This is a genomic window from Flavobacteriales bacterium (assembly GCA_016124845.1).
In the GTDB taxonomy this organism is placed as follows: Bacteria; Bacteroidota; Bacteroidia; order UBA10329; family UBA10329; genus UBA10329.
Genome location: WGMW01000018.1, coordinates 1 through 14,973 on the forward strand (window position 1 = coordinate 1; position 14,973 = coordinate 14,973).

Annotated in this window: 13 protein-coding genes; 6 read left to right on the top strand and 7 right to left on the bottom strand. The window is 49.8% G+C overall.

What is annotated here, in order from left to right:
* A partial coding sequence (locus GC178_08650) for an IS200/IS605 family transposase (GenBank protein MBI1287632.1) occupies positions 1 to 81 on the top strand: 81 nt, incomplete at its 5' end.
* Positions 82 to 148: 67 nt separating this feature from the next.
* Here GC178_08650 and GC178_08655 read toward each other — a convergent pair.
* Both GC178_08655 and GC178_08660 read right to left on the bottom strand, forming a co-directional pair.
* On the bottom strand, positions 149 to 454 hold the full coding sequence (locus tag GC178_08655) for a hypothetical protein (GenBank protein ID MBI1287633.1): 306 nt from the start codon (positions 452 to 454) through the stop codon (positions 149 to 151).
* An 89-nt stretch (positions 455 to 543) separates the two neighbouring features.
* Positions 544 to 1,032, bottom strand: coding sequence for a hypothetical protein (locus tag GC178_08660; GenBank protein MBI1287634.1), 489 nt, complete (start codon positions 1,030 to 1,032; stop codon positions 544 to 546).
* A gap of 260 nt (positions 1,033 to 1,292) precedes the next feature.
* Here GC178_08660 and GC178_08665 point away from each other — a divergent pair, with 260 nt between their 5' ends.
* The 3 genes from GC178_08665 (at position 1,293) to GC178_08675 (ending at position 7,580) form a co-directional block, all read left to right on the top strand.
* Entirely contained in the window at positions 1,293 to 4,070 is a 2,778-nt protein-coding gene (locus GC178_08665; GenBank protein MBI1287635.1) for a hypothetical protein, read from the top strand.
* A 99-nt stretch (positions 4,071 to 4,169) separates the two neighbouring features.
* Positions 4,170 to 7,079, top strand: coding sequence for a T9SS type A sorting domain-containing protein (locus tag GC178_08670; GenBank protein MBI1287636.1), 2,910 nt, complete (start codon positions 4,170 to 4,172; stop codon positions 7,077 to 7,079).
* Between the two features lie 78 nt (positions 7,080 to 7,157).
* Entirely contained in the window at positions 7,158 to 7,580 is a 423-nt protein-coding gene (locus tag GC178_08675; GenBank protein MBI1287637.1) for a hypothetical protein, read from the top strand.
* A gap of 4 nt (positions 7,581 to 7,584) precedes the next feature.
* Here GC178_08675 and GC178_08680 read toward each other — a convergent pair whose 3' ends face one another.
* The 4 genes from GC178_08680 to GC178_08695 are packed head-to-tail and all read right to left on the bottom strand — an operon-like array spanning position 7,585 to position 11,664.
* On the bottom strand, positions 7,585 to 8,394 hold the full coding sequence (locus GC178_08680; protein MBI1287638.1) for a hypothetical protein: 810 nt from the start codon (positions 8,392 to 8,394) through the stop codon (positions 7,585 to 7,587).
* Positions 8,395 to 10,230 carry a T9SS type A sorting domain-containing protein gene (locus tag GC178_08685; protein ID MBI1287639.1) on the bottom strand — a complete coding sequence of 612 codons (1,836 nt, stop codon included), beginning with the start codon at positions 10,228 to 10,230 and terminating at the stop codon, positions 8,395 to 8,397.
* Between the two features lie 25 nt (positions 10,231 to 10,255).
* On the bottom strand, positions 10,256 to 10,816 hold the full coding sequence (locus tag GC178_08690) for a hypothetical protein (protein MBI1287640.1): 561 nt from the start codon (positions 10,814 to 10,816) through the stop codon (positions 10,256 to 10,258).
* Positions 10,813 to 11,664 (bottom strand): 4-hydroxybenzoate octaprenyltransferase, encoded by an 852-nt coding sequence (locus tag GC178_08695; GenBank protein ID MBI1287641.1) that lies wholly within the window; start codon positions 11,662 to 11,664, stop codon positions 10,813 to 10,815. Before GC178_08695 ends, GC178_08690 begins: the two co-directional genes overlap by 4 nt.
* A 268-nt stretch (positions 11,665 to 11,932) precedes the next feature.
* Here GC178_08695 and GC178_08700 point away from each other — a divergent pair, with 268 nt between their 5' ends.
* Together GC178_08700 and amt are read left to right on the top strand one after the other, a co-directional pair.
* Positions 11,933 to 12,697 (top strand): hypothetical protein, encoded by a 765-nt coding sequence (locus GC178_08700; protein ID MBI1287642.1) that lies wholly within the window; start codon positions 11,933 to 11,935, stop codon positions 12,695 to 12,697.
* A gap of 126 nt (positions 12,698 to 12,823) precedes the next feature.
* Positions 12,824 to 14,134, top strand: coding sequence for an ammonium transporter (gene amt, locus GC178_08705; protein MBI1287643.1), 1,311 nt, complete (start codon positions 12,824 to 12,826; stop codon positions 14,132 to 14,134).
* On the opposite strand, the gene GC178_08710 is transcribed toward amt, so the two are convergent.
* The gene (locus tag GC178_08710) at positions 14,131 to 14,952 is read right to left on the bottom strand and encodes a dienelactone hydrolase family protein (protein MBI1287644.1); all 822 of its coding nucleotides are present in this window, start codon (positions 14,950 to 14,952) and stop codon (positions 14,131 to 14,133) included. The genes amt and GC178_08710 overlap by 4 nt on opposite strands.
* Between the last annotated feature and the right edge of the window lie 21 nt (positions 14,953 to 14,973).

Genomic DNA, 14,973 nt, shown 5'->3' on the forward strand with positions numbered 1-14,973 from the left:
ACAGATGAAATGGTGAATGAATATCTGGAGCATCACAGAAGGAGTGATGACAATGGCGGAAGCAATTTCATCATTGAGTGAAAGACGACTTTCAGTCGTCAATCAAACCTATGGACTTCCAGTCCATAGTGGTTTAGTTGTAAGGGTTTCAATTATCTTGCCATCCGTTATAGGGAGACGCGCGAAAATCATTTTCCGGTTTATCCGGCATCCATGTAAGCCATGCAAAGGTTCCGTACAGCACGATTGAAATAATATGTGGCAATATCTGATAAAGGTTGTTGTCTTTTCGTATTAACCCGATGAGTGAAATTAGGAAAACGGGTATGTGTAAAAGACCAACTGCAACAATTGATAGTAAGGGCTGAAAATAGCTTTTGATTAATGTGAAGCCTATTAGCAAGACAGTTGACATCACTAAGCTCACCAAAGATTTTACAAGTATGCGTTTCATGTTGATTTGAAATGTTGTGCAACATCTCCCTCAAACGACAATACCCAGAGGAGTGTACTGTCACACGTATCGGGTATTGGTAAACGGTTTTACTTTTTATAAAGGTCCTCAGATGGTTGATACTCAACCTCGTTGACAACTTTTCCGTTTTGGTAATTTTCCATTTTCAATGTGTCTCCATCTAAATCAAAAAACCACCATTCCCCATCTTCAAGATTGTTAACAGCATTTCCAATTACTGCAAGCTGGCCGTTAGTGTGATAGACTTTTTGCAATCCATTGTAAGCACCATTACTCATCATGTTCTCCTCGAATAAGATTCCGTTTTCATAGAACTTTTTCCACAAGCCAGTTTGAACGTTATCCTCGTATTGTCCTTCAAACTTGACATTTCCATTTTCATGGTATTCGATATATTTTCCTTGGAGTTTACCTTCTTTTACCTCATATTCAGCTTTCTTATTTCCGTTCGGGTAGTTGGTGTCTGGTAACTGGTCACCTATGTCCACTTTCACCTCAGAACATGAGGAAACAATCAGTAACGCAATGATCGGCAGAATAGAGAATGTCAATTTCATTTGACCATTTTAAATTTTTGCCAATATAGCCATTTGCAACGTCCAACAAGGCGGTTTCGGCATTCCATTGAACAAACTCCTTTCTTTAGATCATTGATCAAGCTACCGATCTTATTGATCCTCATTCGAACCGAGAATGCTGTGACTGTGATACGGGCTGTCTCTTCAAGTACCATTGCCATCGTTTTTTGAAGTTTTAGGCATAGCGCGGCTCCATTCCTACCTCTCTCAAACCCTCAAAGAATACTATCTTCCGCAGCGTGAAAACCTTCCTCGACCAGATAGCCCGGCAACTGCTTGCCACCGATGGCAACGACCTTTCGGGCCATTGCGTGGTGCTGCCCAGTAGGCGGGCGGGTGTGTTTCTGCGCGATGCCCTCTCCAAGGCGGGCAAAAAGACCATCTGGGCACCCAGCATCCTCTCCATCGAGGATTTCGTATTCCGCCTGTCGGGCATGGTAAAGGTGGAGCAGGTCACGCTGCTGTTCAAGCTCTTCGGGGTGTACCAGCGCTCGGTGGCCGACCCGCAGCCGTTCGAACTCTTTGCCAATTGGGCACCCATCTTCTTGGCCGATGTCAACGAGGTGGACATCAACCTGGTGGATGCCGAGGACATTTACAGCCAGCTGTATTCCATCGAGCGCATTGCACGCTGGAATCCCAGCGGCAGACCGATGTCTGATTTTCAGGAACGGCACCTGCAATTTGTAAAAGGGCTGTACCCGCTCTACCGCGAACTGCGCAAGGAGCTGGAAGCGGAGAAGGTGGCCTATCAGGGGTTGGCCTTCCGCCATGTGGCGGAGAATGCGCAGCAGAGCATCCAGCGCTGCCCGTGGAGCACCGTTTGGTTTGCGGGGTTCAATGCGCTCACCGTTTCGGAAGAGCACATTATCCGCGCCTTTGAGGAGAACGGCACGGCCAAGACCTTCTGGGACATGGACGCGCACTACGTGGACGATGCGCTGCATGAGGCGGGGTTCTATTTCAGGAAGTATGCCTCGGGCAAGGCCCACCTGAAAGTGACGCCCGATGCGCCTTGGAAGCAGCACTTCTTTGCGGAGCAGGAAAAGGATGTGAACCTTATTGCTGCCCAGCGCAACGTGACGCAGGCCGAGGCCGCGGCCACCATCCTGGCCGAAAAGGTGAGGAAGGATGGCCCGCAGAGCCTCTCGAACATGGCCGTGGTGCTGAACGATGAGAAGCTGCTGTTTCCGTTGCTGAATGCGATGCCCGCAGATATTTCGGGCGTCAACATCACCATGGGCTACGGGCTCAAGTATTCGCAGGCGGTCAGTTTTATCGATAAGCTGTTCGGGCTGTACGTTGGTGCTGCCACGCGCGGAAGGTTCTACCATGCCGATGTAATGGCGGTGGTGACGCACAGCGTCTTCGTATCGCTGTCGGATCGACCCGCGCAGGCCATTAAAAAGCAATTGTTGGAACTGAAAAAGGCCTACTTGCAAGCAGATGAGTTGCAGTTCTCCTCCTTCGGGAAGATTGTCTTTTCCGACACGCACCTATCGGTGGATGCCTTCATTGCCCTGCTGCAGCAGGTGTGCCGCACCATCCGCCAAACATGGAAGGAAGAAGACTTCAGGCTGGAACTGGGTTTTGTGGTACTGGTGGAGCGGTTGCTGCGCAGACTGTCCGACCTGCAACAGCAGTTCGGCATCATCGAATCCATCAAAACCCTACAGGTGTTCTGGCATCAGTTGGTCAACGGTCAGCAGTTGGATTTTGTGGGCGAACCCATCGGTGGGCTGCAGGTAATGGGCATGCTCGAAACACGGAATCTCGATTTTGAGGAGGTCATCATGCTGAGTGTGAACGAGGGAAGTCTGCCATCGAATGCGCACAGTCCGAGCTATTTTACATTCGATGTGAGGCGGGCGTACGGACTGGCCTGCCAGAACGAGCGCGATGCGGTAACGGCCTACCATTTCTATCGGCTGATGCAGCGCGCCAAGAAGGTGCATCTCATTTATGATCAGGATACCGAATCGTTCGGTGGAGGAGAGGTAAGCCGCTTCGTGCAGCAACTGCGGTTGGAATGCGATAAGGACATTATCCATTTTCATGAACTTCGGTTGGAGCAGAAGCTGCCCAAACGTTCGGTAGGCGAGGCCATCATCATCCCAAAAACCGAAGTGGAATTGGCCAAACTGAAAGAACATGCGGCCGATGGTTTTTCGCCTTCGGCTCTGAACACCTACCGAACGTGTCCGCTCAAATTCTACATGCGCTACGTGGCGGGTTTCAAGGAGCAGGACGAACTGGTGGAGGATGTGGACCACGCCATGTTCGGAACGGCCATCCACGATACGTTGGAGGAACTCTACAAACCGACCTTGGGAAAACCGCTCACCGAGGAGGTGCTGAAACAGATGCAGGCCAAGGCCGATGATGAGCTGGCAAAGCAGTTTGCCGAACACATCCCGAAGGAATCGGTGATGCAAGGAACCAATCTGCTGGCCTTTGAAGTGGCCAAGACCTATGTGAACCGCGTGCTGAAAAACGACCTGCAAGCGGTAAGGAACGGCCAACCCAATACGGTGCTGCAGTTGGAGGAGAAACTAACGGGTTCCATCCCGCACCAACTGAATGGAGAATCCTTGGAAGTACATTTCAAAGGCATGGCCGACCGCATCGACCGAACTTCTAGCGGAACGGTGAGGCTGATCGATTATAAAACAGGCTCGGCCGATAAGAAAGTGGAGATAGACAGGGTGGAGGATTTCGCCACGTCCAAGGCCGATTATGCCTTTCAGTTGCTCATCTACCATCTGCTTTACACGCAGATGACGGGAACGGACACCGCCATTCCGGCCATCTTCTTCTTGCGTTTGCATGAGATAGAGAAGGAGATATCCATTCTGGAGGATGGGGAAAAACTCAGCGCAAAGGAATTGGACGCGTACACGGAAGAGCTTCTATCAGATATTCTTTCGGAGCTCTTCGATCTAGAAATCCCATTCGAACAGACCGAGGACGCGAAGGCCTGTGGCTTCTGCGATTTCAAGCAGCTATGCCAGCGATGAGCAGACAACTGTGTCCTTATCGTTACGTTTTCAATATTGCTGTATATCAGTATAGAATTCGGTACCTCGAAAAAAGTACTTTTGCAACGCTTCAAAACCATGAAAATGAAAAGAATAGCTACAATTATCGCGATACTGTCGGTGACGTTCTTCGCCAATTTGACCAATGTTTCGGCTCAGTGTCCCGGTTGCACCATTGACCAGACCTGCGGTGTGGGACTGAATCCGGTTCAGCCGACCCTTTGTCCGGCATCTCTGCCTAACGGTACACAAGGCGTTTACTATGATGAGAACGCAACGTTTTTCATGCCTCGCGATTTTGTGGATGCTGGTTCTGGTCAGAGTGTTACTCTGAATGGGATCACGGTCACCAGCGTTACAGGGATGCCTCAAGGAATCAGTTACACATGCGATCAGCCAGGCTGCTCTTACACGGTTACCAACGACCCTGCCACTCAGCGCGGTTGTGTGAAGATGTGCGGAACGCCCACAGTTCCAGGTAATTATACGATTACCATTCAGGTGGTGGCCAATGTCACTACTCCTATAGGTACCATCAATCAGCCAACCGGCTTTACGATGCCGCTGACCATCGATCCATCTCCCGGAGGCAACTGCTGTTTCAGCTACAACCCGCCTTCGGCCTGTGGTTCGCTGGATGTGACCTATGAAGGTCTTTTGAACTTTGAACCGCTGCAGCCGACCACGTACGATTGGGATTTCGGAAACGGCAACACGGCCACGGGGGCTACTCCGGCTGTTCAGTCATACACAACTCCAGGCGATTATTATCCGGAACTTACCACTACCGTTTACAATTATGTGCTAACGGATGTGGAGGTTACTGCTTCCGGTTCGGGCTGGTGTGGTGATATTGAGGAGGCCAGCCTATTTGGCGTTTGTCAGGGTGCGCCAGACCTTTTCTTCGATTATGCGAACAATGGCGACACCTACACCTCTTCCGCAGGTAATAATAGCCTTACACAGACTTGGAATAACCTTGGCATCGAACTTAGTTCGCTTGTGTTTTCCATGACTTTCTGGGATCAAGACAACGTTTCACAGAATGACAATCTTGGAGCATTGGCGTTTAGCGTCACTGGCCCTGGAACATTCAACTTCTCCAACTCGGAGGTGTTCGGAACCTATACCATCGGAACCGTGGTGGATACGGTTTACGTGACGGATGATACCGTTTCCGTTTATCCGGTCCCTGCTCAACCTCAGCTGAGTTTCGATCCAGGACAGAATGTATGTACAGGTGATTCTGTGCTTATCAGCGGTCCTATTGGTCCTTACCAGTACCAATGGCTCAAGTCCGGTTCGTTCATTTCAGATTCGGTTGCGGTGTGGGTCAACGAGACCTACTATTATTCGTTGATCATTGTTGATACGACCTATTTCTGTCAGGCTGAATCGGATTCTGAATTGGTGCAGATTCTTCAGTATCCGCTTCCTCCGGTTATTACTTACAACAGTGCCACTGCCAACTTGGAGGTGACCAACAACCCGAACGGCTATGGTGTGGAATGGTATCTGGATGGAACGCTGATCCAAGGCGAGAGCGGAGATACGCTTCCAGCCTCTGGGAATGTGGGGCCGTTCACAGCCATCTACGTCAATCAGGGAACCTGTAGTTCACAGCTTTCTACAGAATACTGGCTGTGTCTTCCGGCAACGGTGCAGCCATTGGCCAACGACACGCTTTGCTGTGGCGATGTGGTGACCTTCGATGCTTCTGGATTCACGCTCAACCCGTATTCTACGGTTGCTTGGGCAGTTACGCCAGAGGCCATGGGGCCGGTGGTGGATCAGGCAAGTGCCACCGCTGCTGAAGATGGCGGTTACATCCTTTCCAATTTTGGATCCACGATTGATTTCACCAGAAACTGTGCGAATAATGCAGACAGTATTATCAATGGAAGTTACTACGTTACGCCCTTTGCCATTGAGGATCCGGATGTGACACCGCTGACCTATGATACGCTTCAGGGCTGTGCTCCGTATGCTGAGATCTGCCCTTCCCTTTCTGCGGTAGATGATAACTGGGAACTGTTCCCAATGATCTTCACATTCCCTGACGGTTCGCAGCTCAATGCCAACGATGCCATTGCGTTCGGGCTGCCTATCAACCAGCAATTGCTTGATTTTGCCGGTGGACTTCCATGTATTCCATTGACCTCGCTTTATGCAGGAGACCCGAACGGAGAATGGACCATCAGCATTACCAATACAGGCACAACAGCATTGGACATGTCCGTTCCTGATTTCGTGGTGATCAACTCGGCAGACAGCTGTAACCTGATCACACAGGATGAATCATACCTGATCCCTGGTGTCGATCTGACAGCAAATCCGGGACAAACGGTAGTGGTAAACTTCCACATTCCACCATTGCCGAACAACTTCCCAGCGGTCAACTCCGATTGTTCCGCATTCGGTGATCCGATACTTGTCACATTCAAGGACTGCTATCCGGACCTGACGAACAACTTGCATGTCACAGGTTCTGTCAGCAACCCTGCGGTCGATCAGCAGAACAACTATATCTACGGATACATCGATGTTACCATTACAGGAGGAACGCCACCCTACACTATTTCTTGGACGGATGGCCCGACCACTGAGGACCGATTTAATCTCACTCCCGGTTCGTACACGATCAATGTGGTGGATGCCAATAACTTCACCGCATCAGAGACCTTTGACCTGACCGGGCCATACCTGGGTATCGAAGACCTTGACAGATTCGGTTTCTCTCTTGGACAGAGCATTCCGAACCCGACATCAGGAAATGCGACCATACGTTTTGAGAGTGGCGAAACCGCCAACTATCAGTTCATTGTACGCGATGCGGCAGGTAGGGAAGTGGCCCGCATGTCCATTGCCGCTATGCAAGGTGAGAACAGGATCATCTTTGATGGAAGCAGCTTGCCATCGGGCGTTTACACATATTCGCTTACCAATGGCGTAAATGTGCTCACACAGCGAATGATGATCAACAAGTAATGAATTGAATTGAAGGCGCCCTTGATCCTTTTCGGGTCAGGGGCGTTTTGCATATATATCTTTGTGCAAATGTTTATGATGAGACGAGTATTAGTGATGGTGTCATTGGCCGCTGCGGTGGTAACGGTTACATCTTGCAACAAGAATCTTGATAAGACGCTGTTCGGTACGTGGAATGTGACCAAAGTGGAAGGGACCTACAATTCCAATGGAGCTTCGATCTTTACAGCTACGGATGATACACCTACTGGAACCGTAAAATTTGAAAGTAACGGAAAGGGTAGGCAGAACTATTCATTCACCATTGCAGGAACCGTTTACGATCAGGTGGGTGATTTCAAGTGGGAGGCGAATGATGAAGAGATCATCATCAAACGAACGGATGATACGGACATGATCTGGGAACGGATTCTGGATACCGACAATAAGCAACAGGCATCTTACCGGGTTATTGTAAATGCTACCCAGAACTGGGATTATACCCTGACCTTAGAAAAGTAATTCCCTATCTCCTCAGTATTCGGCACATGGAAGGGATGTCGTCCGTTTGGATGATATCCGGCTGAAGTTCTACTGCTTTTCGGTTTGAAATGGCAGAACCGCAGCCCCAAAGCATGATGCGCACCCCTTGACCTTTGATCACTCCGTGTACAGGTTGGTCAACTGCCTTCAAGTCAATTGAAACGCCTTTGAAACCATTTTTCAGAACGGTTTTTATTCCAGTTTCGAGGTTCTGAGCGTAGAAGTAGAGATCCGCTTTCGCACCTTTCTCTTTCAATGAGTTCAATAAGCTCTCGTTATTCGACTCCATGAGAAACGTGTACTGAGGAAATCTGTTGGTCAGCCGCATCAATTTGTCCGTATATGAATTCAGGAATTTGGCATTGTCACTTTCTGCCTTCAGGTCTAAGGAGAAGGTGGTTCCTTGTGGCCTGTCCTTCAGAATTTCTTCCAAAGAGGAAATGGGTTCGCTGGTAAACCAACCTTGGTTATGGCAATCATGCAGTTCCTCAAACGTACGTTCGTGGATGGGACCGCTGCACTCGGTATTGCTTTCCAGATCTTCATCATGAAATGCCACCAGTACAGAATCCCGTGTCATCTGCACATCCATTTCTGTTCCATCTATCGGGTACGAAAGCGCCTCATCGATCCCGGCCTTGCAATCGAGCGGTAGCAATGAGCGGATTCCCATTCCGCCATGTCCGAGAATGATTGGTTCATGTTGGTAATGAACGGGACGGTTCAACCAGAGCCAGATCGCGGCACAGACCACGACCAAAACAATTGAGAAGAGGAGAAGTGCGCGTTTCAATTATTGCTTGATCACCTTTTTGTTGAACATGAGTCCGTCCTTGGTGTAAGCATTGATCAGGTAGGTGCCGTTTTCGAGAAATGCACCATTGAAAGAAATGCGGTTCTTTCCGGCCTTGATGCGGTCTTCCATCAGCAGTTTTACCAATCTGCCGCTCATATCCACCAGTTCCAGCCTAAGGAAAGTGGTTGAAGGAATGTCGAACACCACGTTGATCTGCTCCGCAAACGGATTCGGAAAGGTTGAAGCATCAATATGAATGACCTCGCCATTGGCAATTCCGGTCAGTAGGTCTGGGGTGGTCAGTTCTGCGATCCAAGTTCCGTGTCCATGTAGGTTAGATCCGAAGGAGCCAACAGCCCAAACCTTTCCCGGTTCGTCATACAATCGCTGACTTCCCGAATAATCGCCCCAGCGTTCCAGGCTGTCTGTCATTACATCCACATAACTGTCACCCGTTTTTATCTGCAATCGGGCTGAGGGCTCCAGCGATGCATTTACATGGATGGCACTGAATCCGGCAGGTTCCGTTTGGCTGGAGTGATTGAATGTGATGATGGATTGCTCATCGTCCGAACTCAGACCGCACCACGAAATGTTAGGATAACCGTAGTAAAGCCCCGGTTCGCTGTAAATACGGGAGACCATGCTCGGTACACCATCGATATTGTCGATCACACCATGATAGATGCCTGAAGTTCCGGTGCTTGGGTCGGTGCAGCTTTGCACGAAATGGATCCTCCCGTTCAGCACATAACCTCCCAAGATCCGACTGTCGTTCGTGTCGAACCATTGGCCGCCACCCTGCCGCGCAGGAACAGGGAGAACATAAGGCTGGTCGGTGACAAGTGTTTTCAATACCAGTTCTGTATTCGGGTCGGTCACGCGTCCGGTCACTTCCAACAGGAAAATGGAATCGTTATGAATGGCCGTGTTTCGGTTAGAGATGAGATACATGTTCTCTGCAGACGGCACATCGGCCGCAGGCATCGGAGTGATATTGAACAACCTTCGTGTCCAAGGAAGAATATCGCTGTAGTAATTGGTGATGAGCTGATAACCGAGGTAGCCTTGGCGCAGCCCGATCTGCCACAGGCACGATTCGGTGAAACCGGAGTTGTTCGAAGAACCGTCTGTAAATGTGTTGACACCAATGTAGAGGTCCTTGCCCGAAATGCCGACAACCGGATAATCCGACCATGTATCGTTGTTCAACGGATTGCCCGGAAGTGCATACAGATTCCAATCGCCTGTTGGGTCGCTTGTTTTGCTGAAAGCCACCATGATGTGACTGTTGGCATTTGTAAAGCCACTGAGGAAGATGATAATGAAACGGTCGTTCTGTGGATCATAGATCACTTTCGGGTCGAATTTGCTGCCCGTGATGTGCAACGGCTGAACGAATCCGCCCAACGAGCGGTAGAATACCTGCTCTTCTGTCACGCCATTGTACATGTGAATACGTGAGTTGGTCACCGACACAACAATGCTATCCTTCGAAATGGCCATGTCGTTGTCATTCGGTATGCCTTGAAAAGTATTTCCCTCGAAGTTGTTTCCAAGATTGGGAGTTGGGCCAGATGCTGCCCGAGCAGAACCGGAAGCCTGTGCAGGGTACATTTCCATGATCTGCAATTTCTTCTGATGAAGTTCTGCCCGCAATCCGCTGATGCCGGGTGTTGGCGCTTCCAGATGCTGCAGATGGATGTTCCAATCTTCCATTTCTGCCGACATGTTCACGGTAGCGCCTTTCTCAAAGGTAAAACTGTGCTTGGTGGCGTTCTGCCCGAAACAGAAAACGGTAAGGATTGAAAACAGGGCGGTAAGGATTCTCATATCAAAAGGTTTGACCAATGAATTTCTACAATTTCTTCCACATGCTTACGTGCGGGCCAACGTTCGGTACTTCGTATTCAGGGCCGAAGCAGCACCAGCCATTGGCTTCATAAAACGGGATGGCCACAATGCGAGCCTGCAACCAGCCCGTTCTGGCATTCCAAAGTTTAACGCTATCCTGTTCCAGCGAGGCAAGAACCTGACTGGCGAAACCTTCGCCTTGGAAATCATCCAACGTTCCCATGGCGCGAACCTGAACAGCTGGGCGAAGTCCGTCAACAGGAATCTCGGTGCCGCTGTCATCCTCCATCGGTTCGTAGTCTTCGCAAAGCGGCCCAAATGCCGGACACGCGCTTTTGGCCTTCTGGTCGTAGGCGCTTCCATCCGCATTTTCCGGGATCAAATGCGCACGGCCTACCGCAACGATCTTCCCTTCGGTCTCAACCCAACAATGGATGGCCTCGTTGTCCCCTCCAAGTCGTTCCGAACCTTTTGGCGAACCGAGCGGTTTTCTCAGGATTTCATAGCGGACATCGAAATATTCTTCTGGCAGCGCATCGCCAGGCATGCAGATAACGGTCTTCACAGGATGAAAAGATCAGCGATTACAAATGATGCGAATGTGACGGATGCAATTCCGTTGGTGGTGAAAAATGCGAGGTTCACGCGGCTCAGGTCGTTCGGTTTTACCAAGGCGTGTTGGTAAGTGAGCAACGAGATGAATATCGCGTAGCCGATCCAGTACAACCAATGGAAATCGCCCAAACTTCCGGCCCAGAACAGCAACGCAGCAGTTATGGCGTGAAGTGCATTCGAAAGCATCAGTGCTTTTGATTTTCCAAGCCAAACGGGAATGGAGAAAAGGTCGTTCTCGCGGTCAAACTCTTCATCCTGCAAGGCGTAAATAATGTCGAAACCGCCCACCCAAAAAAGCACGGCAAACGAAAAGAGTAGGGGAAGAAGGTCGAATTTTCCCACCACGGCCAAGTAGGCTCCGATCGGGGCGAGGCTCAATCCCAGCCCCAAAATGAGATGACACAACGCGGTAAACCGTTTGGTGAGGCTGTAGCCCAATACGACCGCCAGCGCAACAGGCGAAAGCGCCCAGCACAACGGATTGATGAAATACGTGGTGATGACAAACGCCACCGAATTGGCGATCACAAACCAAAGGGCTGCGTTGGCATTGATGATGCCGGCCGGAATCTCGCGGATAGCCGTGCGTGGGTTCTTCTCATCAATATTGCGGTCAATGTAGCGGTTGAAAGCCATGGCCGCGTTCCGCGCGAAAACCATGCAGAGCACCACTTTCAGCAAAAGATGCCACTCAAAACTTGCCTGCGTAAGTTGTACTGCCACAAAGAAGCCGATCATGGCGAACGGCATGGCAAAAATGGTGTGAGAGAACTTGACGAGTGATAGATAGTTCTTCATGCAAGAGGCAAAAATAGGTTATTGATCGAGGAGTTTTCGTCAGTAGGCGAGTTTCTCCCCTTTGGGGAGATGCCGAAGGCAGAGGGGTAAATCCTACATTTGCATCATGTTCAAACGGCTTTTCTTCTTATCAGGCATCATTGCGTTCGTGTTGGCGTTCCTGACCATGTGGTTCTGGTATCTCCCAAACCATCCTGATGAGAAAACTGAAGTGAACCAAACTGAGGTCGATACGGTTACGGTTCAGGATACCGTAAAGGTGTATTGAATGGTTCGGTTCTTCCATATTTCCTTTTTCGTTTTTCTGATTCCCCTTTTCTCCAACGGGCAGCAAAAGGTGGCTTACAATCCCGATTTTCAGTTTAAGGAAGGAGTCTATCTCACCTTCGAGGATTTCAAGAACAACAATCCGATCGATATAACGCACATTTATAGCGAGTTGGACATTCGGAATGATGACTATCTGGATATGGTGCTCGATACCGATTCGGTGGTCTATTTCGACAATTTGTTGGAGGAACGAATTGTGGACACCCGTTCCGTTTGGGGATTCTGTAAGAACAATAAGATCTACATCGGCATCAACACGGTTCAAGGTTCAAAGGATTGGCGTGACCACCAGTGGTTTCCGATCCTTTCCATCGGTGCGTACAGCTATTTCACTGCAACGGTCATCGTGACGCGATTTATGCCACCGTCACCAAGCATGGGCATGGGTTACGGAGGAATGGGAGGTTTTGGTAGCATGGGTGGCATGTATGGAAATCCAGGCTTCCCAAGTAATGGCGGCTATTACGATGAGGCGGTGAACATTCATTTCCTGTTGGATTTTTCGTCAGGACAGTTGATCGAGCTGGGAACAGGCGATCTCAGCACCATCGCCCCAGAACTTCTTGACCAGTTGTTGGCGTACGACCGACCGCTTCAGAATGAGTTCGAAGACAAATCGCGCCACGACCAAAAGCAGGCGTCCATGTTTTACATCCGGAAATTCAATCAGCGGAATCCGATCTATTTCCCTTTATCCCAGTGAGTTTTGTAATGGATGTGATAATTGTGAAAAATAATTGATAAGACCCCTGTTTTTAAAGGGGTAAGTGGCTTAAAAACTCATTTTCTTTGCGGTCAGATTGAAAATTTCTGAGGTATGGGAAGGAAAATGAGTAAAACATATGCAAGAGTTTCGCTTCTCTTGATGATTCTGGTAGGGCTTTTTGCAGCCTTTTATCCAACCACGCATCCTGAAGGAGGTGATTTCAATTCGGGCGATATTGCTTGGCTCATTTCCGCTTCGGGCCTTGTGTTGTTGATGACCCCAGGGCTTTCCTATTTCTATGGCGGAATGGTCTCCGCCAAGAACATCATCTCTACCATGCTGCAGAGTTTTGTGGCGTTGGGTGTCATCACCATTGTGTGGTTCGTGGTCGGTTTCAGCTTGAGTTTCGGAGACAGCATCGGAGGCATTATTGGTGATCCGCGCACCTTTTTCATGTTCGATAATGTTGGAACTGCGGCACATCCTGAGATAGCCACGGGAATTCCATTCGTGCTTTTTGCCGCATTCCAGTTGAAGTTTGCCATCATCACGCCAGCGCTCATTACAGGTGCATTTGCCGAGCGCATCAAGTTCTGGGGCTACATCCTTTTCATTGTGCTGTTCTGCCTTTTCATTTACACGCCATTGGCGCATTGGACCTGGCATCCCGAAGGATTCCTTTATAAATGGGGCGTACTCGATTTCGCTGGCGGAACCGTGGTTCACATCTCGGCAGGAATGGCCGCGTTGGCCGGTGCCATGTTCTTCGGGCGCAGAAAAGTGCACATGGAAAAAGTGGAGAACACGCCCGTGAACATTCCTTATGTATTGCTCGGAACAGGTCTCCTTTGGTTCGGATGGTTCGGTTTCAACGCGGGTTCAGCCTTGGCGGCAGATGGTTTGGCGGTAAGTGCTTTCGTCAACACAAATTTGGCTTCAGCAGCGGCCATGTTGGCGTGGTTGGTTTTCGATTCATCGCAAGGCCGAAAGCCTTCTGCGTTGGGCGGAAGCATCGGTGCGGTTGTCGGTCTGGTGGCCATTACGCCAGCCGCAGGTTTTGTGAGTTTTGGGGCGAGTATCGCCATCGGAATCATTGCCAGCATCATCTCCAATATTGCGGTTCACATCAAGTCAAAATCCACCTTGGATGACACGCTGGATGTATTCCCGTGCCACGGTTTGGGTGGAATTGTGGGAATGATCCTGACAGCGGTTTTTGCACTGGATGGTGGCCTCATCACGGGCGAAACGGACCTGTTTCTCAATCACATGCTTGCATTGGTGATCGTAGGTGCGTTCACGTTCTTCGGTTCGTACCTGTTGTATTACATCACAAACGCCATTATTCCGCTTCGCGTGAGTGAGGAAGCGGAAGAGATCGGTCTCGACCTCACGCAGCATGACGAGAAATACATTCTCGCGCAGCTGGATTAATTGAAAGTTTCCTGTAGAAGGTTTTCGAGAGCGGCCCACGATTCCTCGTCAGCCTGCTTGTTGTAAGCGATGGGAAGATTGTACTTCTCACCAACTTCTGTTGCCTTCGGGTTGGTGAATGCATGCATCGCGCCTGGATAATCAATAAAGGTGTAGTCGACCTTCGCGCTGTCCATTTCCGTTTTGAACGCATCGATACTTTCCTGCGAAACCAGTTTGTCGGCCTCGCCATTCATCACCAATATCTTCCCGCTGAAAATTCCTTCTGTGGCTTTCTTCACAGGATCCAAACTTCCATGGAAACTGCCCACCACATCGAGGTCAGCACCTTGGCGCGCCATGTTCAGAATAACGCCACCACCGAAGCAGAAACCGATGGCCGCGATCTCCTCCGGATTGCAATGCTCATTGCTTTTAAGCACATTCTCCGCAGCATTGAATCGCTCAATGGCGCCATCAAAATTCTTGTAAATGGAGCCCGCCAAAGCGGCTGCTTCGTCAGGTGTTTCCACGTGTTTACCATCTCCGTACATGTCGAGCGCAAACGCCACGTAGCCTTGTTCGGCCAACTTCTTGGCAGAATTGAGCGGATGCTCGTTCAATCCCCACCATTCGTGTACAACGAGAACTCCTGGCCTTGCTTCGGTCTGATTCGCATCGTAAAAAAGCACTCCTTTCATGGTAATGCTGTCCGCCTGGTAGGTGATCTCTTCCGAAACGATATTCGGCTCTTCCGGAGTTTCTTCCACTTCAGTTGGTTTTTGCTGTGTGCCGCATGCGGCCAGAAAAATCAGCGTTATTGGTAGTAGGTTTTTCATGATGGATGATTTTGGTGCAAA

Excerpts from the sequence above, each read along its gene's own strand:
- GC178_08660 (MBI1287634.1), bottom strand. The coding sequence starts at position 1,032 with ATGAAATTGACATTCTCTATTCTGCCGATCATTGCGTTACTGATTGTT.
- GC178_08655 (MBI1287633.1), bottom strand. The coding sequence starts at position 454 with ATGAAACGCATACTTGTAAAATCTTTGGTGAGCTTAGTGATGTCAACT.
- GC178_08670 (MBI1287636.1), top strand. The coding sequence starts at position 4,170 with ATGAAAATGAAAAGAATAGCTACAATTATCGCGATACTGTCGGTGACG.
- GC178_08675 (MBI1287637.1), top strand. The coding sequence starts at position 7,158 with ATGAGACGAGTATTAGTGATGGTGTCATTGGCCGCTGCGGTGGTAACG.
- GC178_08710 (MBI1287644.1), bottom strand. The coding sequence starts at position 14,952 with ATGAAAAACCTACTACCAATAACGCTGATTTTTCTGGCCGCATGCGGC.
- GC178_08700 (MBI1287642.1), top strand. The coding sequence starts at position 11,933 with ATGGTTCGGTTCTTCCATATTTCCTTTTTCGTTTTTCTGATTCCCCTT.
- amt (MBI1287643.1), top strand. The coding sequence starts at position 12,824 with ATGAGTAAAACATATGCAAGAGTTTCGCTTCTCTTGATGATTCTGGTA.
- GC178_08695 (MBI1287641.1), bottom strand. The coding sequence starts at position 11,664 with ATGAAGAACTATCTATCACTCGTCAAGTTCTCTCACACCATTTTTGCC.
- GC178_08685 (MBI1287639.1), bottom strand. The coding sequence starts at position 10,230 with ATGAGAATCCTTACCGCCCTGTTTTCAATCCTTACCGTTTTCTGTTTC.